At 67.2% G+C, this 26,900-nt stretch carries 23 protein-coding genes and 1 pseudogene; 19 read left to right on the forward strand and 5 right to left on the reverse strand.

The genetic code is table 11. The features are described from left to right. Nucleotides 1-87 precede the first annotated feature (87 nt). From QUE68_RS02980 to QUE68_RS03045, 14 genes are all read left to right on the forward strand, one after another. The gene (locus QUE68_RS02980; protein WP_286275142.1) at nt 88-2,571 is read left to right on the forward strand and encodes a GcvT family protein; all 2,484 of its coding nucleotides are present in this window, start codon (nt 88-90) and stop codon (nt 2,569-2,571) included. Continuing rightward, nucleotides 2,568-3,701: an N-methyl-L-tryptophan oxidase gene (solA, locus tag QUE68_RS02985; protein WP_284232481.1), complete on the forward strand. Its 1,134-nt coding sequence runs from the start codon at nt 2,568-2,570 to the stop codon at nt 3,699-3,701. Before QUE68_RS02980 ends, solA begins: the two co-directional genes overlap by 4 nt. Beyond that, complete coding sequence (locus QUE68_RS02990) at nt 3,698-4,915, forward strand: aromatic ring-hydroxylating oxygenase subunit alpha (protein ID WP_286275143.1); 1,218 nt, start codon at nt 3,698-3,700, stop codon at nt 4,913-4,915. The genes solA and QUE68_RS02990 overlap by 4 nt, the downstream gene beginning before the upstream one ends. 3 nt (nt 4,916-4,918) lie before the next feature. Beyond that, nucleotides 4,919-6,412, forward strand: a complete 1,494-nt coding sequence (locus QUE68_RS02995) for an aldehyde dehydrogenase family protein (protein ID WP_284232485.1) — start codon at nt 4,919-4,921, stop codon at nt 6,410-6,412. A 36-nt stretch (nt 6,413-6,448) separates the two neighbouring features. Next, a complete protein-coding gene (locus QUE68_RS03000; RefSeq protein ID WP_284232487.1) occupies nt 6,449-8,011 on the forward strand; it encodes an APC family permease in 1,563 nt (520 codons plus the stop codon). Beyond that, nucleotides 8,004-9,581, forward strand: a complete 1,578-nt coding sequence (locus QUE68_RS03005; RefSeq protein WP_286275144.1) for a GMC family oxidoreductase — start codon at nt 8,004-8,006, stop codon at nt 9,579-9,581. The genes QUE68_RS03000 and QUE68_RS03005 overlap by 8 nt, the downstream gene beginning before the upstream one ends. A gap of 35 nt (nt 9,582-9,616) precedes the next feature. Then, a complete protein-coding gene (locus QUE68_RS03010) occupies nt 9,617-11,407 on the forward strand; it encodes a putative nucleotidyltransferase substrate binding domain-containing protein (protein ID WP_286275729.1) in 1,791 nt (596 codons plus the stop codon). A 10-nt stretch (nt 11,408-11,417) separates the two neighbouring features. After that, nucleotides 11,418-12,227, forward strand: coding sequence for an IclR family transcriptional regulator (locus QUE68_RS03015; RefSeq protein ID WP_284232491.1), 810 nt, complete (start codon nt 11,418-11,420; stop codon nt 12,225-12,227). Nucleotides 12,228-12,277: 50 nt separating this feature from the next. Further along, entirely contained in the window at nt 12,278-13,786 is a 1,509-nt protein-coding gene (gene lysS / locus QUE68_RS03020) for a lysine--tRNA ligase (protein ID WP_284232492.1), read from the forward strand. A gap of 111 nt (nt 13,787-13,897) precedes the next feature. Then, complete coding sequence (gene lsr2, locus QUE68_RS03025; RefSeq protein WP_284224458.1) at nt 13,898-14,239, forward strand: histone-like nucleoid-structuring protein Lsr2; 342 nt, start codon at nt 13,898-13,900, stop codon at nt 14,237-14,239. A gap of 263 nt (nt 14,240-14,502) precedes the next feature. Further along, entirely contained in the window at nt 14,503-17,049 is a 2,547-nt protein-coding gene (gene clpC1 / locus QUE68_RS03030; RefSeq protein WP_284232494.1) for an ATP-dependent protease ATP-binding subunit ClpC, read from the forward strand. Between the two features lie 223 nt (nt 17,050-17,272). Further along, nucleotides 17,273-17,488 (forward strand): CbtB domain-containing protein, encoded by a 216-nt coding sequence (locus QUE68_RS03035; protein WP_284224460.1) that lies wholly within the window; start codon nt 17,273-17,275, stop codon nt 17,486-17,488. A gap of 22 nt (nt 17,489-17,510) precedes the next feature. Next, nucleotides 17,511-18,311: a CbtA family protein gene (locus tag QUE68_RS03040; RefSeq protein ID WP_284232496.1), complete on the forward strand. Its 801-nt coding sequence runs from the start codon at nt 17,511-17,513 to the stop codon at nt 18,309-18,311. A 6-nt stretch (nt 18,312-18,317) separates the two neighbouring features. After that, nucleotides 18,318-18,869: a histidine phosphatase family protein gene (locus tag QUE68_RS03045; RefSeq protein ID WP_284224462.1), complete on the forward strand. Its 552-nt coding sequence runs from the start codon at nt 18,318-18,320 to the stop codon at nt 18,867-18,869. A 4-nt stretch (nt 18,870-18,873) separates the two neighbouring features. Here QUE68_RS03045 and QUE68_RS03050 read toward each other — a convergent pair whose 3' ends face one another. After that, entirely contained in the window at nt 18,874-20,235 is a 1,362-nt protein-coding gene (locus QUE68_RS03050; protein WP_454786416.1) for a serine hydrolase, read from the reverse strand. 20 nt (nt 20,236-20,255) lie between these two features. Beyond that, on the reverse strand, nt 20,256-20,567 hold the full coding sequence (mhuD, locus tag QUE68_RS03055) for a mycobilin-forming heme oxygenase MhuD (protein WP_284224464.1): 312 nt from the start codon (nt 20,565-20,567) through the stop codon (nt 20,256-20,258). Between the two features lie 69 nt (nt 20,568-20,636). Here mhuD and QUE68_RS03060 point away from each other — a divergent pair, with 69 nt between their 5' ends. Continuing rightward, nucleotides 20,637-21,407: an alpha/beta fold hydrolase gene (locus QUE68_RS03060; protein ID WP_284232501.1), complete on the forward strand. Its 771-nt coding sequence runs from the start codon at nt 20,637-20,639 to the stop codon at nt 21,405-21,407. On the opposite strand, the gene QUE68_RS03065 is transcribed toward QUE68_RS03060, so the two are convergent. Continuing rightward, the gene (locus QUE68_RS03065; RefSeq protein WP_284232504.1) at nt 21,381-21,602 is read right to left on the reverse strand and encodes a hypothetical protein; all 222 of its coding nucleotides are present in this window, start codon (nt 21,600-21,602) and stop codon (nt 21,381-21,383) included. The genes QUE68_RS03060 and QUE68_RS03065 overlap by 27 nt on opposite strands. A 71-nt stretch (nt 21,603-21,673) precedes the next feature. On the opposite strand from QUE68_RS03065, the gene QUE68_RS03070 reads away from it, so the two are divergent. Further along, nucleotides 21,674-22,642, forward strand: a complete 969-nt coding sequence (locus QUE68_RS03070; RefSeq protein WP_284232506.1) for a helix-turn-helix domain-containing protein — start codon at nt 21,674-21,676, stop codon at nt 22,640-22,642. Between the two features lie 9 nt (nt 22,643-22,651). Here the strand turns inward: QUE68_RS03070 and QUE68_RS03075 are convergent, their stop codons facing one another. Both QUE68_RS03075 and QUE68_RS03080 read right to left on the reverse strand, forming a co-directional pair. Then, the gene (locus tag QUE68_RS03075) at nt 22,652-24,001 is read right to left on the reverse strand and encodes an adenylate/guanylate cyclase domain-containing protein (protein ID WP_284232508.1); all 1,350 of its coding nucleotides are present in this window, start codon (nt 23,999-24,001) and stop codon (nt 22,652-22,654) included. A 9-nt stretch (nt 24,002-24,010) separates the two neighbouring features. Continuing rightward, entirely contained in the window at nt 24,011-24,907 is an 897-nt protein-coding gene (locus QUE68_RS03080; RefSeq protein WP_284230621.1) for an HhH-GPD family protein, read from the reverse strand. A 28-nt stretch (nt 24,908-24,935) separates the two neighbouring features. Between QUE68_RS03080 and QUE68_RS03085 the strand changes: the two genes are divergently transcribed. From QUE68_RS03085 to QUE68_RS03095, 3 genes and pseudogenes are all read left to right on the forward strand, one after another. Further along, nucleotides 24,936-25,556, forward strand: a complete 621-nt coding sequence (locus QUE68_RS03085; protein WP_284224469.1) for a carbonic anhydrase — start codon at nt 24,936-24,938, stop codon at nt 25,554-25,556. 59 nt (nt 25,557-25,615) lie between these two features. Next, nucleotides 25,616-26,404, forward strand: a complete 789-nt coding sequence (locus QUE68_RS03090) for a hypothetical protein (RefSeq protein ID WP_284224470.1) — start codon at nt 25,616-25,618, stop codon at nt 26,402-26,404. Between the two features lie 69 nt (nt 26,405-26,473). Then, a pseudogene (locus QUE68_RS03095) lies at nt 26,474-26,895 on the forward strand (MFS transporter); the annotation flags it as partial. Nucleotides 26,896-26,900 lie beyond the last annotated feature (5 nt).

The raw sequence follows: 26,900 nt of genomic DNA on the forward strand, positions 1-26,900 counted from the left end.
CCCCCTCCGCGATTTCGCGCGTTCCTGTTGACGTGTGGCTCGGCCGGGAGAATCATGTGTTGCGTACTGCGCACCGAGTTGCGCACTATGCAACAGTCGGAGGATCTCTTGGCAGCCCCCAAGGTCGTCGTCATCGGTGCGGGAATCGTCGGTAGCTCGTTGGCGGACGAACTCACGTCCCGAGGTTGGACCGACGTCACCGTGCTGGATCGCGGCCCGTTGTTCGCCACCGGTGGGTCGACGTCGCACGCGCCCGGATTGGTGTTCCAGACGAATCCGTCCAAGACCATGTCGGAGTTCGCGAAGTACACGGTCGAGAAGTTCGGCGGTCTTCATCACCCCGGCGGCTGGGCGTTCAACCCGACCGGCGGGCTGGAGGTCGCCTCGACGCCGGAGCGCTGGGCCGACCTGCACCGCAAGGCCGGCTGGGCCCAATCGTGGGGCATCCCTGGCGAACTGCTCACCCCGGGCCGCTGCGCCGAACTGCACCCGCTGCTGGACGCCGACCGCATCCTCGGCGGCTTCCACACGCCGTCGGACGGGTTGGTGAAGGCGCTGCGGGCGGTCGAGGCGCAGGCGCAGGCGGCGACCGCCCGCGGTGCGACGTTCCGCCCGCACACCGAGGTGCTTGGCATCGTCGACGACGGGCGGAAGGTGACCGGTGTCCAGACCGCCGACGGTGTCATCGCCGCCGACGTCGTCGTGTGCTGCGCCGGATTCTGGGGCGCTCGGTTGGCCAAGCAGGTCGGCCTCGTCGTGCCGCTGGTGCCGATGGCCCACCAGTACGCGACGACGGGCCGCATCGAACCCCTCGTGGGCCGCAACACCGAGGTGGCCGAGGCCGGGTTGCCCATTCTGCGGCACCAGGACCAGGATCTGTACTTCCGCGAGCACGTCGACCGGATCGGCATCGGCTACTACGGACACGAGCCGATGCCCGTCGATTTGTCGACGTTGGCCGCCGACACCGCGGGCGAGCAGATGCCCTCGATGCTGCCGTTCACCGACGAGGACTTCGCCCCCGCCTGGCGCGAGTCGCTGAAATTGCTTCCCGTTCTGGGTGATTCGAAGATCGAGCAGGGTTTCAACGGCATCTTCTCGTTCACGCCCGACGGCTTCTCGATCATGGGTGAGCACCGCGAACTGAGCGGCTTCTGGGTAGCCGAGGCGGTCTGGGTCACGCACTCGGCGGGTGTCGCGAAGGCCACCGCGGAGTGGATCATCGACGGTGCTCCCGGCACCGACGTCCACGAGTGCGACCTCTACCGCTTCGAAGACGTCGCCCGCAGCGACGAGTTCATCATGACCACCAGCTCGCAGGCCTTCGTCGAGGTGTACGACATCGTCCACCCGCACCAGTTCCGCGAGGCGTTGCGCGGTCTTCGCACCAGCCCGTTCTACCCGCGTCAGCAGCAGCTCGGCGCGTTCTTCTTCGAGGGTGGCGGTTGGGAACGCCCCGCCTGGTATGAAGCCAATGCCCCTCTCGCCCAACGCCTCAAGGGTGAGGGTCTGGCCTTCCCGGAACGCGACGAGTGGTCGGCGAAGTTCTGGTCGCCGATCTCGATCGCCGAGGCGCACTGGACCCGCCAGCGTGTCGCGATGTACGACATGACACCCCTGACCCGCTACGAGGTCGCCGGCCGCGGCGCCGTCGGGCTGCTGCAGCGGCTCACCACCAACAACGTCGACAAGAGCATCGGCTCCGTCACCTACACCATGCTGCTCGACGAAACAGGGTGCGTACGAAGCGATCTCACCGTCGCCCGCCTCGCCGCCAACCGCTTCCAGGTCGGGGCCAACGGCCCGATGGACTTCGACTGGATCACCCGCCACCTGCCCGACGACGGCAGCGTGACCGTTCGTGACATCACCGGCGCGACGTGCTGTGTTGGCGTCTGGGGACCCGCGGCGCGCGAGCTGGTGCAGCCACTGTGCCATGACGACCTGTCGCACGGCGGGTTCAAGTACTTCCGTGCCCTCGCCACTCATCTCGGCGCGATCCCCGTGACCATGATGCGGGTGTCCTACGTCGGCGAACTCGGTTGGGAGATCTACGCCGACGCCGCTTACGGTGCGGCGCTGTGGGATCTGCTGTGGTCGGCGGGCCAAGAGCACGGCGTGATCGCGGCGGGCCGAATCGCATTCAACAGCCTTCGGATCGAGAAGGCGTACCGGTCCTGGGGCACCGACATGACGGCCGAGCACCAGCCCGCGTCGGCGGGCCTCGACTTCGCCGTCCGGATGGCCAAGGACGACTTCGTCGGCAAGGCGGCGCTGGAGCAGGCACAGCCGCCGTCGAAGACGTTGCGCAGCATCGTGTTCCACGATCCGACGGCGGTGGTGCTCGGCAAGGAGCCGGTATACCTGGCCAACGACGAGGGCAGCTGCGTCGGATACGTGACCAGCGCCGCCTACTCGGCCACGGTCGGGCGGTGCATCGCCTATGCCTGGCTGCCAACGGCCACGGCACCCGGTGACGTCGTCGCCGTCGACTACCGCGGAAGCCGCTACGGCGCAACGGTCCACGAGGAGCCGGTGGTGGATCCCGAGATGACGAGGATCAGGCGATGAACTACGACGTCATCGTGGTCGGGCTCGGCGGGATGGGAAGCGCTGCGGCCTACCACCTGGCCGCCCGCGGTCAGCGGGTCCTCGGCCTGGAGAAGTTCACCCCGGCCCACGACAAGGGGTCCAGCCACGGCGGCTCACGCATCATCCGGCAGTCCTACTTCGAGGACCCGGCCTACGTTCCGTTGCTGCTGCGTGCCTACGAACTGTGGGAGATGCTCGCCAAGGAGTCGGACCGTGAGGTGTACCGGATCACCGGTGGCCTGTTCAGCGGTCCGCCCGACTGCCTGACCGTAGCCGGCAGTCGGCGCGCCGCCGAGCAGTGGTCGCTACCGCACGACGTGCTCGATGCCCACCAGGTGAGCACCCGCTTCCCGAACTTCACGCTGCAGCCGGGTGACATCGCGGTCTACGAGGCCATGGCGGGGTTCGCGCGACCGGAGCTGACGGTGCAGGCGCACATCGACCTGGCGATTCGCGAGGGTGCGACGCTGAACTTCGGCGAGCAGGTCCTCGAGTGGACGGAGACCGCAGGCGGCGTGCGGGTCACCACCGACCGCGGCAGCTACACCGCGGGCCAGGTCGTGATCTGCCCGGGGGCATGGGCGCCGCAGCTCCTCGCCGAGTTCGGCATCCCGATCACCGTCGAGCGCCAGGTGCTGTACTGGCTCGATCCCGTCGGGGGAACGGCAGCCTTCGAGAACCAACCGATCTTCATCGACGAGAACGCCGCGGGCATGCAGGTTTACGGCTTTCCGGCGATCGACGGGCCGGCGGGCGGTGTGAAGGTGGCGTTCTTCCGCAAGGGCATCGTCTGCACACCCGAGACGATCGACCGCGAGGTGCATCCCGACGAGATCGCCGAGATGCGCACGCGGGTCGCCGACCTGCTGCCGGCCCTCGATGGACCCTGCTTGCACTCCGCCACCTGCATGTACTCCAACACGCCCGATGAGCACTTCGTCATCGCCAGGCATCCGGATTCGACGAATGTCACCGTGGCGTGCGGATTCTCCGGCCACGGCTTCAAGTTCGTCCCCGTGGTCGGTGAGATTCTGGCGGACCTGGCGATGACCGGCACCACCGAACACCCCATAGCTCTCTTCGACCCACGGAGGCTGGTGACGCCATGACGGGCTCCCTCCCACCCCTGCTCGTACCGGACGTTACCGAGAGCCCCGCGCTCATAGCCACACTCGGCGGCGACTTCTACACCAGTGCAACGATATTCGAAGCCGAGCAGGAGCAGATCTTCGAGAGCATGTGGTTCTGTGCCGCCAGGTCCGCTGAACTCGCCAAACCCGGACAGTTCAAGACCGTCCAGGTGGGCCGAGAGAGCGTGCTGGTGGTCCGCGGCCGCGACGGGGCGTTGCGCGCCTTCCTCAACGTGTGCCGCCACCGCGGGGCGACGCTGTGCACCGAATCCTCCGGCGAGGTCAAGCGAAGTCTGCAGTGCCCGTACCACGCCTGGACCTACGCGCTCGACGGCAAACTCATCGCGGCACCCAACCTGGCGTCGTTGAAGGATGCTGCGGGTGAGGGCATCGACCGCTACCGCTACGGCTTGGTGCCCGTCGCGCTGACCGAATGGCTCGGTTACGCCTGGGTCTGCCTGGCCGACGACCCGCCGTCGTTCGCCGCCGAGGTCGTGGGGGAGGCCACCCGCCGGCTCGGTGATCCCGCCGCCATCGACCACTACGCCATCGATGAGCTGACCGTCGGTCGCCGGATGGTCTACGACGTGGCCGCAAATTGGAAGTTGATCGTCGAGAACTTCATGGAGTGCTATCACTGCGCCACCATTCACCCCGAACTCACCGAGGTGCTCCCCGAGTTCGCCAAGGGACTGGCCGCGCAGTACTACGTCGGCCATGGCGCTGAGTTCGGCTCGGAGGTCACGGGTTTCACCATCGACGGGAGCGCCGGTTTCGACGTCCTACCCGGTGTCACCGAGGACCAGGACCGGCGGTACTACGCCGTCACCGTCAAGCCGACGGTGTTCATCAACTTGGTGCCCGACCACATCATCTTCCACCGGATGTATCCGATGGCTCCCGACCGCACCATCGTCGAATGCGACTGGCTCTACACGCCGGAAGTGGTGGAGCAGGGTCGCGACGTGTCCCGCTCGGTCGAGCTGTTCCACCGGGTCAACGAGCAGGACTTCGCCGCGTGTGAACGCACCCAGCCCGCAATGTCGTCACGCGCCTATCGCAACGGCGGTGTACTCGTTCCTTCCGAACACCACATCGGGGAGTTCCACGAGTGGGTAGTGTCCCGAGTCGGCGCCCGGAGCCGCCCCGGCGGCGACATCGGGCTTGGGCCCCACGCCAGCGACGGGAGGTGACATGTGAACGGTGAGCCCGACCTCTACATCGGTGGTCGGTGGCGTCATGCGTCCGATGGCGGAACGCGGGACATCGTCAACCCGGCCGACGGCAGCGTGGCCGCCGTCGTCGACGAGGCGACCGATACCGACGCCCGTGATGCCGTCGGTGCCGCCCGCGCGGCCTTCGACGAGGGATCATGGCCCGCGACGCCGGTCGCCGAACGGTCGGCCCTGCTAGACCGGATCGCCGACCTACTCCAGCGCGACAAGGAGAAGCTCGCTTCACTGGAGACCCGCGACACCGGAAAGACCCTGGTGGAGAGCAGGATCGACATCGACGACGTCACGTCGGTGTTCCGCTACTACGCCAAGCTGGTGGGGGTCGAGGCGGACCGGGTCATCGACGTCGGCGACGCGACCATCATCAGTCGCGTCGTCCGCGAACCCATTGGCGTCTGCGTACTCATCGCGCCGTGGAACTATCCGCTGTTGCAGATGTCCTGGAAGGTCGCGCCCGCCCTCGGCGCGGGTTGCACGATGGTCGCCAAGCCCAGCGAGGTCACACCGCTGTCCACCATCGCGTTCGTCCACCTGCTCGAGGAGGCCGGTGTTCCCGGTGGCGTGGTCAACCTCGTGCAGGGCAGCGGCGCCGCGCTCGGAGCGGCGTTGACCGACGACGGGCGCGTCGACTTCATCTCGTTCACCGGCGGGTTGGCCACCGGACGCACCATCACCAGGGTCGCGGCCGAACACGTCACCAAGGTTGCCGTGGAATTGGGCGGCAAGAACCCGCACATCGTCTTCGCCGACATCGGCACCGGAGATGCGTGGGACGCCTCCGTCGACCAGGTGCTGACCGGTGTCTTCCTGCACTCCGGGCAGGTGTGCTCGGCGGGCACCCGGCTGATCGTCGAGGAGTCGATCGCCGACGACTTCGTCGCGGCGTTGGTCGGCCGCGCCGAGAAGATCCGGATGGGCGACGGTATGGATCCCGCCAGCGAGACTGGACCGCTGGTATCCGAACAGCACCGCGCCAAGGTGGAAGCACATGTGGCGGCGGCTATCTCGGAGGGGGCAACGCTCGTCACCGGCGGCTCGCGACCCACCGACGCCGCGCTCGAGAAGGGCAGTTTCTATCTGCCAACGATCTTCGATCGGTGCGACCGATCGATGGGGATCGTCCAGGAGGAGACCTTCGGACCGATCCTGACCGTGGAGCGATTCACGGACGAAGCCGAGGCGATCAGGCTCGGCAACGACACGGAGTACGGTCTCGCGGCGGGCGTTCGTACGTCCGATCCGGCGCGGGGCGAACGTGTGGTGCGCGCGTTGCGGCACGGCACGGTGTGGCTGAACGACTTCGGTTACTACACCGCGGCAGCGGAGTGGGGCGGGTTCGGGAAGTCTGGTAATGGTCGCGAGCTAGGACCCACTGGTCTCGCGGAATACCAAGAGCTAAAACATATCTGGCAAAACACCGCGCCGAAACCCGCAGGCTGGTTCAAAGGTGAATGACCTGCCGCGGCGAGCACGTTCAGGAAGGACCGCGTCATGGCTGTTGATGTGAGTTCGTCGGGCACCGATAGTGGTGGCCTCGACGACTTCGGTTACAAGGAGTCCCTCGACCGCAGCATTGGCAAGTTCGCCAGCTTCGCGGCCGGGGTCAGCTACATCTCGATCCTCACCGGCACGTTCCAGTTGTTCTACTTCGGTTTCGGCACGGCGGGCCCCGCCTACCTGTGGTCGTGGCCAATCGTGTTCATCGGTCAGATGGCCGTCGCCCTGTGCTTCATGGAACTCGCGGCGAAGTACCCCGTCGCGGGCTCGGTCTACAACTGGTCCAAGAAGCTCGGCAGCCGGATCGTCGGGTGGTCGTCGGGCTGGCTGATGCTCACCGCGTCCATCGTGACGATCTCCGCCGTGGTGCTGGCCTACCAGCTGAACCTGCCCCGCATCTGGAGCGGATTCCAGATCATCGGCGACGGCACCGGGGAATACGACTTCGCGGCCAACGCCGTCCTCCTCGGCAGCGTCCTCATCGCCTTCACCACGGTGATCAACGCGCTCGGCGTCAAGCTGATGTCGCTGATCAACAGCGCGGGTGTCTTCATCGAGCTGATCGCGGCGGTCCTGATCGCGGTCATCCTGGCCGCCAGCACCACACGCGGTCCGTCGGTGTTCTTCTCTACCAACGGTTATGGCACCGGGGAGAGTGGCGGCTGGCTTGGTGCGTTCCTGATCGCGTCGCTTGCGTCGGGTTACGTCATGTACGGCTTCGACACCGCCAGTTCGCTCGGTGAGGAGACCGTCGAGCCACGCCGTACCGCACCCAAGGCGATCCTGCGCGCCATCCTCGCCTCGTTCGTCATCGGCGGCGCCATCCTCGTCTTCGCGGTGATGTCGGCACCGGACCTCGACGATCCGAAGATCGGGGAGAGCACCGGCGGACTGCAGTACATCGTCGAGCAGGTGATGTGGGGACCGCTGGGCAAGGTGTTCCTGATCTGTATCGTCGTGGCGGTCACCGTCTGCACGCTCGCCGTGCACACCGCGGCCATCCGGTTGACGTTCGCGATGGCTCGGGACAACGCACTTCCGTTCGGCGACAAGCTCGCTCGCGTCAACCCGAAGACCCAGACGCCGATCATCCCGGCGATCGTCATCGGCTTGATCGCGATCCTCATCCTCGTGATCAACATCGGCCAGCCGAAGATCTTCACGGTCCTGACCTCGATCGCCATCATCATGATCTACCTGGCCTACCTGATGGTGACGGGCCCGATGCTGAAGAAGCGCTTCCAAGGCGAGTGGCCGCCAAAGGATCTCGCCGAGGGCGGCTACTTCACCATGGGCAAGTGGGGCATGGCGGTCAACGTCGTCGCGGTCGTCTGGGGCATTGGGATGGCCGTGAACCTGGCCTGGCCGCGGGCGGCCGTCTACGGTGACCCCTGGTACAACACCTGGGGCGCCTTCGTCTACATCGGGGTCATCCTCGGAGCGGGGCTGGTGTGGTACGGCGTCAAGGGGCGCCACCACATTGGCACACTGGAGTCGCACGCCGCGCCGACGAAGGCCGAGGCGGGCAACCTCGATCCGGGGCCGATCGGTGTCTGATAGCGAATTCGACACCGCAGGCACTGCGACGTTCGACTACGTGATCGCGGGCGGGGGGACGGCCGGCTGTGTGCTGGCCGCCCGCCTGTCCGAGGATCCGGACGTGACGGTGTGTCTAGTCGAGGCCGGCCCGACGGACGTCGGTGACGACAACATCCTTCCGCTGTCGGAATGGATGCACCTGCTGGACTCCGGCTACGACTGGGACTACCCGGTTGAACCGCAGGAGAAGGGCAACAGCTTCATGCGGCACGCCCGCGCGAAGGTGCTCGGTGGCTGTTCGTCGCACAACTCGTGCATTGCGTTCTGGCCGCCGGCCGAGTGTCTCGACGAGTGGGTCGAGATGGGTGCCACCGGCTGGGGTGCCGCTGAAATCCTGCCGCTGGTAAAGCGTTTGGAGAACAACGATGCGCCGGGAGATCACGGACACGACGGGCCCGTCCGCCTTCAGGACGTACCGCCGAATGACCCCTGTGGCGCGGCGGTGCTGGAGGCGGCCGCGTTGGCAGGTCTGCCGACGACGGCGTTCAACCGCGGTGAGACCGTGCGCAACGGTGCCGGCTGGTTCCAGATCAACGTGGGCACCGACGGCATCCGCATGTCGACTTCGCACGCGTACCTGCACCCGATCCTGGACTCTCGCAAGAATCTCGAGGTTCGGACCAACTGCTGGGTCTCGGAGATCCTTTTCGACGATGCCAATGGGGCCACCGGTGTGCGCTACCAGCGGCCCGACCTCACCGGCTATGACACGGTGTCCGCCCGCCGCGAGGTCATCGTCACCGCGGGGTCCATCGATACGCCGAAGTTGTTGATGCTGTCCGGAATCGGGCCCGCCGAGCACCTCACGGAGATCGGCATACCGGTTCGGGTCGACTCGCCCGGAGTCGGCTCCAACCTCGACGACCACGTCGAGGGGCTGGTGTTCTGGGAGGCGTCGCGCCCGATGGTCACCACGTCCACGCAGTGGTGGGAGATCGGCCTGTTCACCACGATCGACGAGGGTACGCCGCAGCCGGATCTGATGATGCACTACGGCAGCGTGCCGTTCGACATGAACACGTTGCGACGCGGCTATCCGACCACCGACAACGGTTTCTGCTTGACGCCCAACGTGACTCAGGGCCGGTCACGGGGAACGGTGCGGTTGCGCAGCCTGGACTTCCGGGACCGGCCGAAGGTCGATCCCCGCTACTTCACCGATCCCGAGGGCTACGACGAGCGGATCATGCTCACCGGTATTCGCCTGGCCCGCAAGATCGCCGAGCAGGCGCCCCTGAAGGAGTGGATCGCGCGCGAGCTGGCGCCCGGCCCGGACGCCACCACCGACGAGGAACTGCTCGACTACGTCCACCAGACGCACAACACGGTCTATCACCCGGCCGCCACCGCACGCATGGGCTCGGTGACGGATCCCATGGCGGTGCTCGACCCGCAGCTACGGGTCAAGGGCGTGTCCCGGTTGCGGGTGGTCGATGCGTCGGCGATGCCGAAACTGCCTGCGGTGAACCCGAACATCACCGTGATGACCATGGCCGAGAAGTGCGCGGACCTGATCCGGGGGACCTGAGCCGGTTCCTTGCTGAGCACACCCCGTTCCAGGGGATGCCGAGCGACGAGCTGGAGGAGCTCGCGGCCGGGTCATCGGCGGTCGACTTCGCCGCCGACGCCGTGATCGCCGACTACTCCGCGCAGGTGCCGCACGACGTCTGGATGGTTCGGACGGGCCACGTGGCGCTGCAAGCCGCCGACGGCTCGACGATCGACACCATCGAACCCGGTGGCATCTTCGGTTACACACCGTTGCTCACCGGCGGCGGCATGGAGTTCGTGGCGCGGGCCACCGAGCCGAGCATCCTGATCCGCCTGCCGGGGGACAAGGCCCGGGCGCAGTTCGCCAAACCCGCCGGCCTGGCCTTCCTCGCGTCGTCGGCCTGGAGCGTCACGCCGGGCGACCGGCCGGCGCTGGTTCCGGTGGCCGACGGCCGACCGGTCGGCGAGCTGGTCCGCGGCACCCCGCTCCTGGTGGCCCCCGACGTCTCGGTGCGCGACGCCGTGGTCCGGATGACCGAGCACCACGTCTCCTATGCCCTGGTCGCCCTGCCCGGCGGCGAGTTCGGGATCTTCACCGACCGCGATCTGCGGACGCGGGTGGTCGCCGCGGGGCTCTCGGTCGAGGTGCCGATCACCCGGGTGATGAGCGCACCCGCGCAGCGGGTCACCGCCGACCTGACGGCCGAGACCGTTCTGATGCAGATGCTCGAGAGCGGGCTGAGGCACATGCCGGTGACCTCGCCGCGGGGTGAGGTCGTCGGCGTGCTCGAAGACGCCGACCTGCTCGCGGCGTCGGCGCGGCAGAGCTTCATGCTGCGGCGGTCGATCGGCCTGGCCGGCGACGCCGCGGAGCTGCAGGCCGCCGCGCAAGACGTCACGCACGTCGCCAGCGCACTGTTCCGCAGCGGGACCAAGGCGTCCGCGACCAGCGGCATCCTCTCGATCGTGATCGACAGCGTGGTTCGGCGGGCGCTGGAGCTCGCCCTCGCCGAAACGGCCGCGACGGATCAGAGTGCGTCCGTTCCGACGTCGGGTTTCGCGTGGCTGACTCTCGGCAGCATCGCCCGACGCGAGGCCATGCCGTCCTCCGACGTGGACAGCGCGCTGTCGTGGCGGGACGACCTGTCGCCGGACAGCGACCTGTTGCGGGCGATCGCCAGGCGCACCCACGCCATCCTCGACGGCTGCGGGCTGCCGTCGGACAGCAACGGCGCGATCGCCGCGAGCCCGAACTTCGCTCGCTCACAGAGCGCGTGGGCGGCCGCGGCCAAGGGGTGGCTCCAGGATCCGTTGGTTGGCAAGGGGCTTATCCTGTCCTCGCTTCTGCTCGACGGCCGGGTGGTGTGGGGAGATGCCGTCCTGCACACCGTTCCCGCGGCGTACCGCAGGATGCGCGCCGAGCACCCGAACGCGCTGCGGCTGCAACTGCTCGACGCGCTGTCGGGACGGGTCCGCACCCGTTCGCTGCGCGACGTGCTGTCGCGTCGCGGTGGCACGTTCGACCTGAAGAGCCACGCCGTGACGCCGATCGTGAACCTGGCGAGATGGGGTGGGCTGGCCGGTGACGTCGCCTCCGCGTCGACGCCCGCACGGCTGTCGGTGGCGGCGGCGACCGGAGCGCTCACCGAACGGGATGCCGCCACCCTTGGCGAGGTCTTCGGCATGGTGCAGCGGTTGCGGATGACCCACCAGGTCGAGCAACTCTCGGCAGGCCACAGTCCAGGCGACGTCGTGACGATGTCGGAGCTGTCACCGCTGAACCGAAGCCTTCTCAACGACGGCCTGCGTGAGATCGCAGCCGTCCAACGACGTGTCGGCAACTTCGGCATGCCCGCCGTATAGGGTCATTTCGATGGCACTGGCACAGAGCGGCGGGTCGACCGAGGACGGGACGCGGTCGGGCACCGTGCAGTCCGTGGACCGTGCGCTCGTGTTGCTGGAAATCCTCGCGACATTGGGTCAGGCGGGTGTCACCGAGATCGCCGCCGAGCTCGGAGTGCACAAGTCGACCGTGTCGCGGCTGATCTCGGTGCTGGAGGCCAGGGGCTACGTCGAGCAGCTCTCCGAGCGGGGCAAGTACCGGTTGGGTTTTGCCGTCGCGCGGCTGGCACGCTCCACCAGCGCCCAGCTCGACCTGGTGAAGCAGAGCCAGGCCGCGTGTGACGCGTTGGCGCTGGAATCCGGTGAGACCACGAATCTGGCGGTGCTCGACGAGGACCGGATCGTCAACGTCGCCGAGGCGATCGGTCCCGCCGGGATCGCCCTGCGGACCTGGGTCGGACAGAGTTGTGCCGCGCACGCCACGTCCAGCGGGAAGGTGCTGCTGGCCGGTCTCGACGCCGACGAGCTGCGGAGGCGACTGGGCAGCCGGCTGGAGCCGTTCACCGACGCGACGTTAACCGGGCGGTCGGAGCTCGAGGCCGAGCTCGCGGTGGTCCGCGAGCGCGGCTGGGCCAGCGTCCGAGAGGAGCTGGAGGTCGGCCTGAACGCGGTCGCGGCGCCGGTCCGCGACGCCGACGGCGTGGTGGTGGCGGCGCTGAGTGTCTCCGGGCCGGCGTATCGGTTGAGCGAGGACGAGTTCGACGCCACCGCCAAGCGCACCATCGCGACGGCCGAGGTGATCAGCAGACGGCTCGGCTGGATCGCGATCACGGCGCGCTAACCGTCGCCTCGCGGACGTCGCCGCCCCCAAATCGCCTAGGCTGGCACGTCGTGAGCTCAGCAGATGTTCCCGAAGACGATCTACCCGAACAGTTCCGCATCCGCCAGGAGAAGCGCGCGCGGCTGCTCGCCGAGGGCCGCGATCCGTACCCGGTCGACGTGGCCAGGACGCACACGCTCGCCGAGCTGCGCGAGCAATACGCCGACTTGGCGGTAGACACCGCGACCGGGCAGATCGTCGGCATCGCCGGTCGGGTGGTGTTCGCGAGGAACAGCGGAAAGCTGTGCTTCGCCACGCTGCAGGAGGGTGACGGCACTCAGCTGCAGGCGATGGTCAGCCTGGACGGCGTGGGCCGAGAGTCCTTGGACGCGTGGAAGTCCGACGTCGATCTCGGTGACATCGTGTTCGTGCACGGTGACGTGATCAGTTCCCGGCGGGGCGAATTGTCTGTGCTTGCCGATTCTTGGCAAATCATTTCGAAGGCGTTGCGCCCCCTTCCCGTGGCGCACAAGGAACTTAGTGAGGAGTCCCGGGTTCGGCAGCGTTACGTCGATCTGATCGTGCGGCCGGAGGCGCGCACCATTGCTCGGCAGCGAATCGCCGTCGTCCGCGCCGTGCGGTCGGCCTACGAACGGCGCGGATTCCTCGAAGTCGAGACGCCCATCCTGCAGACCCTCGCGGGTGGTGCCGCCGCGCGCCCATTCGTCACGCACTCCAATGCGCTCGACACCGATCTCTTCCTTCGTATCGCGCCGGAGTTGTTCCTGAAACGGTGTCTGGTGGGCGGATTCGAGAAGGTGTTCGAGTTGAATCGCGTCTTTCGAAACGAAGGCGCGGATTCCACGCATTCACCGGAATTCGCGATGCTGGAGACATATCAGGCCTATGGCACCTATGACGATTCCGCGACTGTGACGCGCGAGATTATTCAAGAGGTGGCCGACGAGGCCATCGGCACTCGAAACGTACCGCTGCCCGATGGCACGACCTACGACCTCGACGGCGAATGGGCCACCGTCGAAATGTATCCGTCGTTATCTGCGGCCCTCGGCGAGGAGATCACCCCCGAGACCGACGTCGACCATCTTTGGGCGATTGCCGATGCCCGCGGTGTGGAGATCCCCCGCGATCGTGGTTTCGGGCACGGCAAGCTCGTCGAGGAGTTGTGGGAACACGCGGTCGGGGCCACCCTCTGGGCGCCGACCTTCGTGCGTGACTTTCCCGTCGAGACCACGCCGCTGACGCGCGCTCACCGCAGCATTCCCGGCGTCACCGAGAAGTGGGACCTCTACGTCCGTCGCTTCGAATTGGCGACCGGATACTCCGAGTTGATCGACCCCGTGGTGCAACGTGAGCGGTTTGCCGCACAAGCGAAGGCCGCAGCCGCGGGCGACGACGAGGCGATGCTCCTGGACGAGGACTTCCTCGCCGCATTGGAGTACGGGATGCCACCTACCACGGGCACCGGAATGGGAATCGATCGCTTGTTGATGGCCCTGACGGGCCTGACGATTCGGGAGACCGTTTTGTTCCCGATTGTGCGCAGGCACGGAAGCTGACGGCAGTTTTCATACCTTTGTGTTGAATTGCGAAGGTTCCTATGCAAACATTGTTCAGGGTTTCGAGCGAAGTGTGACTGCGCGCCCGCACGGAAGGGTTCAGTGTGAGCCATGGCAAAGAAGGTAACTGTCACCTTGGTCGACGATTTCGACGGTGAAGGTTCTGCCGACGAGACCGTTGAATTCTCACTCGACGGAGTGAGCTACGAGATCGACCTTTCGTCGAAGAATGCTTCGAAGCTTCGGAATGATCTGAAGCAGTGGGTGGAGGCCGGCCGCCGGGTCGGGGGCCGTCGTCGAGGCCGTGCGGCCAGCTCGGGACGCGGCCGGGCGTCGATCGACCGCGAGCAGAGCGCCGCCATTCGGGAATGGGCGCGCCGCAACGGCCACAGCGTTTCCACGCGCGGGCGCATCCCGGCCGACGTGATCGACGCATTTCACGCGGCAACGTAAGCGCTGATTGCCAGCGCCCGGATCGGGTGAGCAGTTTCGCTAGCGGCGAAGCATTCGCTCACGGTCGGTGGAAACGATCCGCGCGAACACGGCGTTGGGCTGTATGCAGCGCGAGAGACTTTGCCGCCGGCCTTTTCACCAGGAGAGGACAAGCGGGGCAGCCCACGCCACCGCCCACTACAGTGGACGGCAGGTGCAGAGCACGGCCCGCCGTGCAGGCTTATTCAGGCGCTGCGCTATCTACGGAGGGCAGGTAACCACCGATGTTCGAACGCTTCACTGACCGCGCACGGCGCGTCGTCGTCCTGGCTCAAGAAGAGGCCAGGATGCTCAACCACAACTACATCGGCACCGAGCACATCCTCCTTGGCCTCATTCACGAAGGCGAGGGTGTCGCGGCGAAGTCGCTGGAGTCGCTGGGCATTTCCCTCGAGGGTGTCCGCAGCCAGGTCGAGGAGATCATCGGCCAGGGCCAACAGGCGCCGTCCGGGCACATCCCCTTCACCCCGCGCGCCAAGAAGGTGCTCGAGCTGAGCCTGCGCGAGGCGCTGCAGCTCGGCCACAACTACATCGGTACCGAGCACATTCTGCTCGGCCTGATTCGTGAGGGCGAGGGCGTTGCGGCCCAGGTGCTCGTCAAGTTGGGTGCCGAGCTGACGCGCGTGCGCCAGCAGGTGATCCAGCTGCTCAGCGGCTACCAGGGCAAGGAGACCGCCGAGACCGGCACCGGTGGCCGCGGCGGCGAGGCGGGCAACCCGTCGACGTCGCTGGTGCTCGACCAGTTCGGCCGCAACCTGACCGCCGCCGCGATGGAGGGCAAGCTCGACCCCGTCATCGGCCGCGAGAAGGAAATCGAGCGGGTCATGCAGGTGCTGAGCCGCCGCACCAAGAACAACCCGGTGCTGATCGGCGAGCCCGGCGTCGGCAAGACCGCCGTCGTCGAGGGGCTGGCGCAGGCCATCGTGCATGGCGACGTGCCCGAGACGCTCAAGGACAAGCAGCTCTACACCCTGGACCTCGGGTCCCTGGTGGCGGGCAGCCGCTACCGCGGTGACTTCGAGGAGCGCCTGAAGAAGGTGCTCAAGGAGATCAACACCCGCGGCGACATCATCCTGTTCATCGACGAGCTGCACACGCTCGTCGGTGCGGGTGCCGCCGAGGGCGCGATCGACGCGGCGTCCATCCTGAAGCCGAAACTCGCCCGCGGTGAGCTGCAGACCATCGGTGCCACCACGCTCGACGAGTACCGCAAGTACATCGAGAAGGACGCCGCTCTGGAACGACGCTTCCAGCCGGTGCAGGTGGGTGAGCCGACCGTCGAGCACACCATCGAGATCCTCAAGGGTCTGCGGGACCGGTACGAGGCGCATCACCGGGTGTCCATCACCGACGGTGCCATCGTCGCGGCGGCCACGTTGGCCGACCGCTACATCAACGACCGGTTCCTGCCCGACAAGGCGATCGACCTGATCGACGAGGCGGGCGCGAGGATGCGCATCCGCCGGATGACCGCTCCGCCAGACCTGCGCGAGTTCGACGAGAAGATCGCCGATGCCCGCCGGGAGAAGGAGTCCGCGATCGACGCGCAGGACTTCGAGAAGGCGGCCAATCTGCGCGACCGCGAGAAGACTCTCGTCGGTCAGCGTGCCGAGCGTGAGAAGCAGTGGCGCTCAGGTGACCTGGACGTCGTGGCCGAGGTCGATGACGAGCAGATCGCCGAGGTGCTCGGCAACTGGACCGGCATCCCCGTGTTCAAGCTGACCGAGGCCGAGACCACGCGTCTGCTCCGCATGGAGGACGAGATCCACAAGCGGATCATCGGACAGGAGGACGCCGTCAAGGCGGTGTCCAAGGCCATCCGCCGCACGCGCGCCGGCCTGAAGGACCCCAAGCGCCCGTCGGGCTCGTTCATCTTCGCCGGCCCGTCCGGTGTCGGTAAGACCGAGCTCTCCAAGGCGTTGGCGAACTTCCTCTTCGGCGACGACGACGCGTTGATCCAGATCGACATGGGCGAGTTCCACGACCGCTTCACCGCGTCGCGGCTCTTCGGTGCCCCTCCGGGGTACGTCGGCTACGAAGAGGGCGGCCAGCTCACCGAGAAGGTGCGCCGCAAGCCGTTCTCGGTCGTGCTGTTCGACGAGATCGAGAAGGCGCATCAGGAGATCTACAACACCCTGTTGCAGGTCCTCGAGGACGGCCGCCTCACCGACGGCCAGGGCAGGACGGTGGACTTCAAGAACACCGTGCTGATCTTCACGTCCAACCTCGGCACCTCCGACATCAGCAAGGCGGTCGGTCTCGGCTTCACCCAAGGTGGCGGCGAGAACAACTACGAGCGGATGAAGCTCAAGGTCAACGACGAGCTGAAGAAGCATTTCCGCCCGGAGTTCCTCAACCGCATCGACGACATCATCGTCTTCCACCAGCTGACGAGGGAAGAGATCGTCCAGATGGTGGAGTTGATGATCGCCCGCGTCGGCAACCAGCTCAGGGCCAAGGACATGACCATGGAGCTGACCGACAAGGCGAAGGCACTGCTGGCCAAGCGTGGCTTCGACCCGGTGCTGGGCGCACGGCCGCTGCGTCGCACGATCCAGCGCGAGATCGAGGACGCGTTGAGCGAGAAGATCCTCTTCGACGAGGTCGGCCCCGGTCAGCTCGTCAAGGTCGACGTCGACAACTGGGACGGCGAGGGTGCGGGCGAGGACGCGGTGTTCACGTTCGTCGGTGTGCCCCGGCCCATCGTCGACGAAGATGCGCCGGACCTGGCCAAGGCAGGCGCGACGGGAACCGTGACCACCTCGGAGTGACGCGGCACCACTGATCGCCGAGATGGGCGGTACCCCGAAGGGGGTGCCGCCCATTTTCGTCGTGTAGGGGTTAGCCGAGGGCCGGTGTGTGCCTATGATGCTCAGGTAATCGACGGACGAAGGAATGCTGGTGAAAATCCAGAGCGGTCGCGCCACTGTGAAAGTCAGACCCGACGTTCGTCACCTCTGATACGGGACGCGAATTCCCGAAAGGACACTTGACATGACTTCTTCCGAAACCCACCAGAGCGCTTCTCGCGCACTGGACTTCTCCGCCACCAAGGCCGCCGTGTGGCTGTCGGCGACCGCCTTCCTCGCGCTGCTGATGCTGTACTTCGTCGGCATGGACCAGGGCGCGACGTCGATCTTCGGCAGCGACACCCACGTGCACGAATTCCTGCACGACGCTCGTCACCTCCTCGGCTTCCCCTGCCACTGACGCGCCGGGAGTAGTCCACACGATGGAGAAACAGATCATCGGGCGCGGCCTCCTGGCCGGCGCCCTCGCTGGTGTGCCCGCCTTCGCCTTCGCCCGGATCTTCGTCGAACCGGTCGTCGAGCGTGCCATCGGCTTCGAGGACGGGGTCGGGACCGCCCACGAGTCGATGCACGGGTCGGGGCACGACCACGGCCACGGGATTGAACTGTTCACCCGCGGCGTGCAGGCCAACGTCGGCATGGGCTTCGGGGTGTTGGCGTTCAGCGTCGCGATGGGTGCCTTGTTCGCCGTGGTGTTCGCCGTCGCCTACGGCCGGATCGGCAACGTGTCGGCCCGGGTGCTGTCGGTGCTCGTCGCCGGTGCGATGTTGTTGAGCCTGTACGTCATACCCGCACTGAAGTACCCGGCCAACCCGCCCGCGGTAAGCCTCGAGGAGACCATCCGTCAGCGCACGCTGCTGTATCTGCTGATGGTGGTGGCGTCGGCGGCGCTTCTGGTGGGCGCGGTGTACCTCGGCCGTCGACTGGTGTCCCGCCTCGGGGCCTGGAATGCCACCTTGGCCGCGGCGGGCGGCTACCTGGTCGCGATTGCCGTGGTGATGCTGGTCCTGCCGACGACCGACGAGACGCCCGGCCCGCTGCGCGACGATGCCGGCAACATCGTCTACGAGGGTTTCCCGGCTGACGACCTCTACGAGTTCCGGCTGTTCTCGCTCGGAGTGCAGGTCGTCATGTGGGTGACCATTGGTCTGGTGTTCGCCGCGTTGATTGCGAAGGTTCTCGACGGCAGGCGGACCAACGTGGGGGTCGGCCTCGACACGTGAGTGAGCGTGAGTGAGATCGTCCGGCTGACCCTCGTCTCCCACGCGATGACGGAGGCGATGGCGGCCGGACGGTTTCCCAGGGACGAGCCCCTCAGTGCCCTCGGGCAGCGGCAGGTCGACGCCACCGTCGACCTCGGTGTGGTCGACGCCGCACTGTGTGCGCCCGAGAAGCGGACCAGGCAGACCGCCGAGCTGCTCGGGTTGCGTGCGGAGACGGAGCCTCGACTCGCCGATCTGAACTGCGGCGGCTGGCGGGGCAGCGTCCTCGGTGGTGTCGGCCCTGCCGAGCTCACGCTCTGGCTGACCGATCCGACGCAGGCGCCGCACGGTGGCGAGTCGGTCGTGAATCTCGTGACCCGAGTGGGCAATTGGCTGGATTCATTGTCCGACCGCCGCGGCCGGATCGTGGCCGTCACCCATCCGAGCGTGGTGCGCGCCGTCATCCTCGTTGCACTGAACGCGCCGCCGAAGTCGTTCTGGCGCATCGACGTCGGCCCGGTCAGTCGCACGGTCCTGCATCTCCGCGGGCACGCGTGGACGTTGAGGTCGACGGGCTGATGACTCAGGCGGGCTGGATCAGCGCGAACGCGCCCTGGGCAATCGACAGGAGCCAACTGGCCGCCGTCAAGCTGCGGAACTTCGGCCAGTTCAACTGGAAGCTGACCACCCACGGCTGACCCGTGCGATCGACGGCATACCAGCTAAAGGCGATGTCGCCAGGGAGATTTCCGCCCTTGGCGCCGATGTAGGTCCACGCCGTCTCGTCGAGTTCGATGCCGGGAGTGGCCGAAAGGATGTCCCGCACCGGCGCCGCGGGCCCGACCGCGGCCGTTTGCAGGGCGGCGTGCACCCGGCAGATGTCCGTCGCGGTGCCGTACCACTCCGCGCCGTACGGCGAGGCGGGCGTGTGGGTACGCTCCGGGTCCGGTTCGTAGTGGCGGGAATTCGTCTGAGCGATGATCTGCGCCCGGCCCTGCGGTGACGCTTCCTTCCACTGCTCGCGCAGATCGGGTTCACCCCAGCCCACCGAGAAGAGCTCGTGGGTGTTGGGGAAGGGTGTCATGCTGGCGGGGTCGTGATGTCCCGCGTGCACGAGCGCCCGTTGCATGGCCCCGGGGCCGAGGCGTGCCATCAGCAGGTCCGTGGCCATGTTGTCACTGGCCGAAATCATCTGCTGCGCAGCGTCTCTCACGGACACGCGAGAGCCCGGTGGCAGATCTTCGAAGCCGGCGGACCCGACGGCCTTTGCCTCCTTGGTGATGGTCAGCTGATCGTCCCAGCCGACGGTGCCGGCGTTGACCGCGTCCGCGATGGCCAGCAGCACGTACAGCTTGAAGATCGAGGCGAGCGGCAGCGAATCGTTCACATGGGTCCCGGCCACCATCGTGCACGTGCCGTCGGTGACCTTCGACGCCTGATACGAGTAGTGCGCCCCAGACTGCGTGAGCACCGCGTCGACGTCGGACCACTGCGTGATCCGCGGCTTCTGCAGCGTGACCTGGAACCGGTCGACCATCCCGGCGTCATTGGTACGCAGCTGGATGTCTTGTCCGACGCCATAGGAGGTCAACAGGTGCAGGGTCGACTGTCCGGCGCCGTAGTCGATCCCACTGACGGTGAAGGGCCTGTCCCACCACATCCGGTCCATCATGAAGGCGACGTCGTTCACCTGTGGTGCCGCGGCGAGCGTCGCCACGTTCACCGGTCCGATGGGCCACTCGGAGTTGAGCATGTCGACGGTTTGCTTGGCACGCAGCCCCTGAGGGGTGTTGGTGTCGATGTGGGCGCCGTAGGCAGCCTCGGCCGGTGCGGCCGGTCCGCTGTGGGCGCATCCGCAAGCCAGGGCGACGACGAGGGCGCATGTCACCGCGATCGCAGTTGCCCGCCGTCGGGCCTGGCTACGCGGGCGAGCCGGTCCCCGCAAGATATGCCCCCATGTTGTCGCTACGCTCCCGCCCGCTGAACGTCCAACACGACCTCGAACTCGAGCAGCGATGCACCCGTGGCGACGGGATTCGCCCGCTGACCCGCGTGGGCCTCGACTGCCGGGCCGCTGGCCCAGGCTTGGAAGGCCTCCTCGGACTCCCAATGGGTGACGACGAAGTAGCGGTCTTCGCCCTTGACGGGACGCAGTAGCTGGAACCCAAGGAAGCCGGGCTGACCATCGACGGCGTGGGCGCGGTTGGCGAAGCGCTTCTCCAACTCGGGGCCTGCGTCGGGCGGTACCTCGATCGCATTGATCTTCACGACGGACATGGGCTCTACGTTACCGGTTCGTTATCCCGGATCGTCGTCAGTCACCCGGGCCCTGCCAGGATGTCGGGCATGCGTTCCCCCCTGCTGACCGCTCGCGGTGGCCGGGGGGAGCCGATCGTGCTGGTGCACGGACTGATGGGGCGCGGTACGACCTGGTCGCGTCAGCTGCCGTGGTTGACCGAACTGGGGGAGGTGTACACCTACGACGCGCCGTGGCATCGGGGCCGCCACATCGAGGACCCGCATCCCGTCAGCACCGAGCGGTTCGTCGCCGACCTGGCAGACGCCGTCGCCGAACTCGGGCGGCCCGCCAGGTTGGTCGGACATTCGATGGGTGGCCTGCACTCGTGGTGCCTCGCGGCCGCGCGTCCCGATCTGGTGACGGCGCTGGTCGTGGAGGACATGGCGCCCGACTTCCGCGGCCGGACCACCGGACCGTGGGAGCCGTGGCTCCATGCGCTGCCCGTCGAGTTCACCTCGGAGCGCGCGGTCTACGACGCCTTCGGGGATGTCGCCGGGCGGTACTTCCTCGAGGCGTTCGACCGGACCGCCACCGGATGGCGATTACACGGCAGGCCCGAGAGGTGGATCGAGGTCGCCGCGCAGTGGGGCACCCGCGACTACTGGCAGCAGTGGCGCGCCGTTCGCGCGCCCGCCCTGCTCATCGAGGCGGAGAACTCCGTTACTCCGCCCGGCCAGATGGCGGAGATGCAGGCGACCGGTCAACGGGCCACGCATCTGCGCGTGCCCGGCGCCGGGCACCTCGTGCACGACGACGCCGCGCGGGAATATCGCGCTGCAGTGGAACCGTTTCTAGCGGCGTTCGCCCTGCGCACCTGACGCAGGCCACGAAGGAGTCTTTTCGAACCTGGTACGGGCTGCGTCGGCGTCGTGCTGGACGCGGTACCAGTCGGGATCGCCGAACTGGTTGATGAGGTGGCCACGAACCGCGTCGTGACGATGACTGGCCCAGCTGAGCAGGGCGGCGAGCGCGAACGGGGCGGACAGGACGAGGAAGGCAAGTATCACGTTCATGGCAGCAATTGTGTGTCCGCGAATATTCCGCCAACAGTGGCAGTGCAGACATGGTGCGTTAAGATGCTGCCATGATTGAGAGCGTCTCGACGCTGGTGCTGGACGGTGTTGCCCCGTTCGAACTCGGCGTGATCTGCGAGGTCTTCGGCATCGATCGCACCGCCGACGGCGTGCCCAACTTCGACTTCAAGCTGTGTGGTCCCGAAGCCGGCAAGCCGCTCCGGATGACCGTCGGGGCGCACCTGACTCCCGACCACGGACTCGACGGCCTGATCGGCGCGGACCTGGTGGCCATTCCGGCCATCTCGGCTCCGTACCCGCCGGAAGCCCTCAATGCCATTCGCGTCGCCGCCGCATCCGGGTCGATCATCCTGACGGTGTGCTCGGGGGCCTTCGTCGCCGGTGCGGCCGGGTTGCTGGACGGCCGCAAGTGCACCACCCACTGGATGCACGCCGACGAACTGGCGGCACTGCATCCGACGGCCGTAGTCGATCGAGACGTGCTCTTCGTCGATGACGGCAACCTCATCACCAGTGCGGGCACGGCGGCGGGCATCGACGCGTGTCTGCACCTGGTACGACGCGAGCTCGGCAGTGAGATCACCAACATCATCGCCCGCCGGATGGTCGTACCGCCGCAGCGCGACGGCGGCCAGCGGCAGTACATCGACCAGCCCATCCCCATACGATGCTCCGAAGGTTTTGCCCCGCAACTGGATTGGATCCTGAGTAATCTGGACGTGCCACATACGGTCGCCTCGCTCGCCAGGCGAGCCAGCATGTCCGCCAGGACGTTCGCGCGCAGGTTCGTCGACGAAACCGGTCGCACCCCGATGCAGTGGGTCACCGATCAGCGGGTGCTCTATGCGCGACGACTGCTCGAGGAAACCGACCTCGACATCGACCGGGTCGCCGACAAGTCCGGATTCGGTACGGCGACCTTGCTGCGGCACCACTTCAGGCGCGTCGTCGGCGTCACGCCATCGGACTATCGTCGCCGGTTCGCTTGCGACGACTCTGTCTGTGCCGCAACGGCTTAGGCCGGGGCGTCAGGGGGTGTAGACGCACCAGGTGCCCGGGACACCCTTGAGTTGGTAGGCGCCGCGGTCGGTGAACGCGCGGTGTGAACCGGTCACGATCTCGCGCACCGTCGAGGACACCAGGACCTCGCTCGGATCGGCCAGGGCGGCGACGCGCGCGCAGATGTGAACTGCCATCCCCGCGATGTCGTTACCCCGTACCTCGACCTCGCCGGCGTGGATGCCAGCCCGCACTTCGATGCCCAGCGTCCGGATCGCGTCGACGATCGCCACCGCACAGTCGATGGCGACACTGGGACTGCTGAACGTCGCGACGAAACCGTCACCGGCGGTGTTCACTTCGCGGCCACCGAAGCGCAGCAGTTCCCTGCGCACCACCGTGTCGTGCCCGTCGAGCAGGTCGCGCCAGTGTTCGTCGCCCAAACTGGCCGCCCGCTCGGTGGACGCGACGATGTCGGTGAACACGATCGTCGTGAGGACTCGCTCGAGGTCGGTGCTGCCTCGCCTACCGGTGATGAACTCCTCGATCTCGGCGAGGATGGGCGTCGCGTCGCCGACCCAGTACAGGCTGTCCGCTCCGGGAAGTTCGACGTAGCGCGCCCCGGCGATGTTGTCGGCGAGGTAGCGGCCATGGCCGACCGCCACGAACGAGGACTGCGCGCGGTGCACCACCAGCGTCGGCGACGTGATCAGCGGAAGCCTTTCCCGCGCATCGGCATCGACGAGCGCCTGACTGGCGCGTCGGGCCATGCTCGGTGAGGCTGCCCGATTGCCCGCCGCATCCCACCACGCCCGGAACGCCTGATCGTGGGACACGGACGGAGCGACGAGTTGCAGGATGTCGAAACCTTGCTCGACGGCATCCGGTTCCATCGCGACCGTGGTGAACGGACTGGTGCCACTGCGCGGGATACCGACGTCATAATCGGGCGCCCACAACGCCCGCGCGCTGGCAGTGAGCAGGATGAGGCCTGACAGTCGCTCGGGCCGGTCGCTGGCGAGGATGAGCGCGCTGATGGCGGTGAAGCCAGATCCCATCACCGTGACGCGTTCGCATCCGACGGCGTCCATCACCGCGATCGCGTCCTCCGCCCAGCACGCCGGCGTGATCTTGTCCGCACCGATGCGCGAGGACATGCCCATGCCGCGATGGTCGAATCGGATGACTCGGCAGAAAGTGGACAACCGCCGGTAGAACCGGGACATGGAGGGCTCGGCGTCGATCGAGTCGATCGGGATGAAGGGTCCCGGCATCACCAAGAGATCCGACGGACCGTCGCCGAGCACCTGGTAGGCAATGTCCAAGTCGCCCCGCGATGCGTATCGAGTCCGCGGAGCCCGCGAGACGGGTACGACCACACTGCCAGGCTAGTTCACCGGTGTGGGGTCCCCCCCGCCTCCACCACCTTCACCGGCGAGTGCGAACAAGCCCTCGGCCGTCTGTTCGACGAGACCGTCGGTCAGCAGAGAGTCGAGCGCCCGGTCGCGCTGGGCGGGATCCGACAACCACGCCACGTCCAGCTGACTTCGGCGCACCGGAGTGTCGTTGCCGCGCAACACGTCCAGGAGTCGGCCGCGCACCTGGCGGTCGGTTCCGGCGAACTTCTGCACGCGCCGGGCCGGCTCGGTCGACGGCGGGTACCCGGCGGACCGCCACGAGCAGACGCTCAGCGGGCACACCCCGCAGCGGGGTGAGCGCGCGGTGCACACGATCGCCCCCAGCTCCATCAACGAAATCGAAAACCCAGGTGCACGTTCATCATTCGGGAGAATGGCATCGACCTCGGCGAGATCGCGGACGCTGGCGGGTGAATCCGCCCGACCGTGCACCACCCTCGCGACCACGCGTCGCACGTTGGTGTCCACGACCGGGACGCGCTGACCGTAGGCGAAGCAGGCGACGGCGCGCGCGGTGTAGGCGCCGACGCCGGGCAGGGTCAGCAGGGTGTCAACGTCATGGGGTACGACGTCACCGTGCTCGCAGGCGATGACGATCGCGCACTCGTGCAGACGCTTCGCCCGGCGCGGGTACCCGAGCTTTCCCCAGGCCCGCAGCACGTCGGCGGCACTCGCCGCCGCAGTCGCGGACGGAGTCGGCCATCGTGCCACCCAGTCGCGCCAGATCGGCTCGACCCTCGCAACCGGGGTCTGCTGCAACATGAACTCGCTGACCAGGATCTGCCACGCCGGCACGCCGGGCCGCCGCCACGGCAGGTCCCGCTGTTCTCGTGAATACCACACGAGAAGTTCACTCGCGTCGACCATCAGGGTCGACTCCATGCACAATGTCGCAATGCCGAACACGAGCCCGATAACCGCATGGAAGGCACTCAGCGAGGGTAACGACCGCTTCGTCGCCGGAACTCCCGAGCATCCCAGCCAGAGCATCGACCACCGTGCCAGCCTCGCCGATGGGCAGAAGCCGACCGCAGTGGTGTTCGGGTGCGCCGACAGCCGGGTGGCCGCCGAGATCATCTTCGACCAGGGCCTCGGGGACATGTTCGTCGTCCGGACCGCCGGCCACGTGCTGGATTCGGCGGTGCTGGGCTCCATCGAATACGCGGTCACGGTGCTCAACGTGCCCCTGATCGTCGTCCTTGGGCATGACAGCTGCGGAGCGGTCAAGGCGACGCTGGCAGCGCTCGACGACGGCGCGGTGCCCGGTGGCTACGTGCTCGACATCGTCGAACGCGTCACCCCATCGATCCTGCTGGGCCGCAAGGAGGGCCTGACCAGGGTCGACGAATTCGAGGCGCGTCACGTCACGGAGACCGCCAAACAGCTCGTCAGCCGGTCGAAGGCGATCTCCGACGGCGTCGCCTCCGGAACCCTGGCGATCGCCGGTGTCACCTACCACCTCGCCGACGGACGGGCCTGCTTGCGCGAATCCGTGGGCGACATCGGCGCAGGCTAACTGGCGACACGCCGGGCAAGGTCGGACGACTATGTGTGACCTGCCCTTACCGTAGATTCGTGCTGGAAACTGAACCGCTTGGCCCGTTGCCGCCGGAGATCTATCGGCGCAGGCGGTTTCTCGCGCTTGGTGTTGGGGCGCTAGTCATCGTCATCGTGATCGCCGTCGTCGTGGTGGTGTTCACCAACAGCACCGGCGGAGACTCGGCCGGTACGCAACCCACTACGTCGGCCGCCGCGTCCTCCCCGCAGCTCCCCGGGGCGAACCCCGAGGTCAAGACCCCGATCCTGCCGCCCGCCCAGCAATCGCCGGCCCCCACTCCGACGCCCGTCGAGGCCGTCGTACCGCCGCCGGTCCTCAAGGAGGGCGACGACTGCCCCGACTCCACCCTCGCGGTCAAGGGCATCACCAGCCAGCCCGACTACGTCGTCGGCGATCAGCCGAAGTTCACCATGGTCGTCACCAACATCGGCCTGGTGGCGTGCCAGCGTGACGTCGGGGCCGCGGTGCTGGCGGCCTACGTGTACGGACTCGACAACAATCGGCTCTGGTCCAACCTCGACTGTGCGCCGTCGAACGAGACGCTGGTCAAGACGTTCAACCCCGGCGAGCAGGTGACCACCGAGGTGACCTGGACCGGTATGGGGTCGGCGGCGAACTGCCCGCTGCCACGGCAACCGATCGGGCCGGGGACGTACAACCTGGTGGTCCAACTGGGCAATCTCCGGTCGGCGACGGTGCCCTTCGTCCTTGCCGAACCGGCCGCCGCGGGCGCAGGTGAGGCACCGCCAGCCCCCGCGGACGTCCCCGCCCCCGCCGAGGAGACCCCGGCACCGGCAGGCAACTGACGCCTTCGGCGCCGATCGCCGCGGGGCCTGCGGATTGTTTACCTCCCCGCAACGGGGAAGGGTTACTCCGCTGGGTCGGTCGCCTTCGGGGTCCTGACCTACCCGCTGTTTCTGTTGTGACCTCGGGATCGCTGACTGCCGCGATCACGGCGCACGCCGCCCTGGCGGCGATCGAGGCAGTCTTCGCATCCGCGGCACTGTCGGCGGGTGCGGAGTTGTTCGCCACCCGGGTGCGCTCCAGCGGCTACGCCATCGGCTACAACACGTCGGTCGCGGTCTTCGGCGGAACGACGCCCTACATCGCCGCATGGCTGGTGGCCACCACCGGCAGCGTCATTGCGCCCGCCTACTACGTCATCGCCGCAGCGATCATCACTTTCGCGACCATTCTGACGATGCGCGAGACCGCCGGTCGCCCGCTCCAGCAGCTGGTCGGGGAGAGGGCACCCAGCTCACCGGCGATGCGCGGCCGAGTCAGTGACGGGCGGTAGCGCCA

This window comes from Mycolicibacterium sp. TUM20985, assembly GCF_030295745.1.
Classification (GTDB): domain Bacteria; phylum Actinomycetota; class Actinomycetes; order Mycobacteriales; family Mycobacteriaceae; genus Mycobacterium.

Bases quoted from the DNA above. Each gene is read 5' to 3' on its own strand.
- mhuD (WP_284224464.1), bottom strand. From the start codon at position 20,567: ATGTCCGTCGTGAAGATCAATGCGATCGAGGTACCGCCCGACGCAGGC.
- QUE68_RS03015 (WP_284232491.1), top strand. From the start codon at position 11,418: ATGGCACTGGCACAGAGCGGCGGGTCGACCGAGGACGGGACGCGGTCG.
- clpC1 (WP_284232494.1), top strand. From the start codon at position 14,503: ATGTTCGAACGCTTCACTGACCGCGCACGGCGCGTCGTCGTCCTGGCT.
- QUE68_RS03010 (WP_286275729.1), top strand. From the start codon at position 9,617: ATGCCGAGCGACGAGCTGGAGGAGCTCGCGGCCGGGTCATCGGCGGTC.
- QUE68_RS03000 (WP_284232487.1), top strand. From the start codon at position 6,449: ATGGCTGTTGATGTGAGTTCGTCGGGCACCGATAGTGGTGGCCTCGAC.
- lsr2 (WP_284224458.1), top strand. From the start codon at position 13,898: ATGGCAAAGAAGGTAACTGTCACCTTGGTCGACGATTTCGACGGTGAA.
- solA (WP_284232481.1), top strand. From the start codon at position 2,568: ATGAACTACGACGTCATCGTGGTCGGGCTCGGCGGGATGGGAAGCGCT.
- QUE68_RS02990 (WP_286275143.1), top strand. From the start codon at position 3,698: ATGACGGGCTCCCTCCCACCCCTGCTCGTACCGGACGTTACCGAGAGC.
- QUE68_RS03065 (WP_284232504.1), bottom strand. From the start codon at position 21,602: ATGAACGTGATACTTGCCTTCCTCGTCCTGTCCGCCCCGTTCGCGCTC.
- QUE68_RS02980 (WP_286275142.1), top strand. From the start codon at position 88: ATGCAACAGTCGGAGGATCTCTTGGCAGCCCCCAAGGTCGTCGTCATC.
- QUE68_RS03040 (WP_284232496.1), top strand. From the start codon at position 17,511: ATGGAGAAACAGATCATCGGGCGCGGCCTCCTGGCCGGCGCCCTCGCT.
- QUE68_RS03070 (WP_284232506.1), top strand. From the start codon at position 21,674: ATGATTGAGAGCGTCTCGACGCTGGTGCTGGACGGTGTTGCCCCGTTC.
- QUE68_RS03080 (WP_284230621.1), bottom strand. From the start codon at position 24,907: ATGGTCGACGCGAGTGAACTTCTCGTGTGGTATTCACGAGAACAGCGG.
- QUE68_RS03060 (WP_284232501.1), top strand. From the start codon at position 20,637: ATGCGTTCCCCCCTGCTGACCGCTCGCGGTGGCCGGGGGGAGCCGATC.
- QUE68_RS03085 (WP_284224469.1), top strand. From the start codon at position 24,936: ATGCCGAACACGAGCCCGATAACCGCATGGAAGGCACTCAGCGAGGGT.
- QUE68_RS03035 (WP_284224460.1), top strand. From the start codon at position 17,273: ATGACTTCTTCCGAAACCCACCAGAGCGCTTCTCGCGCACTGGACTTC.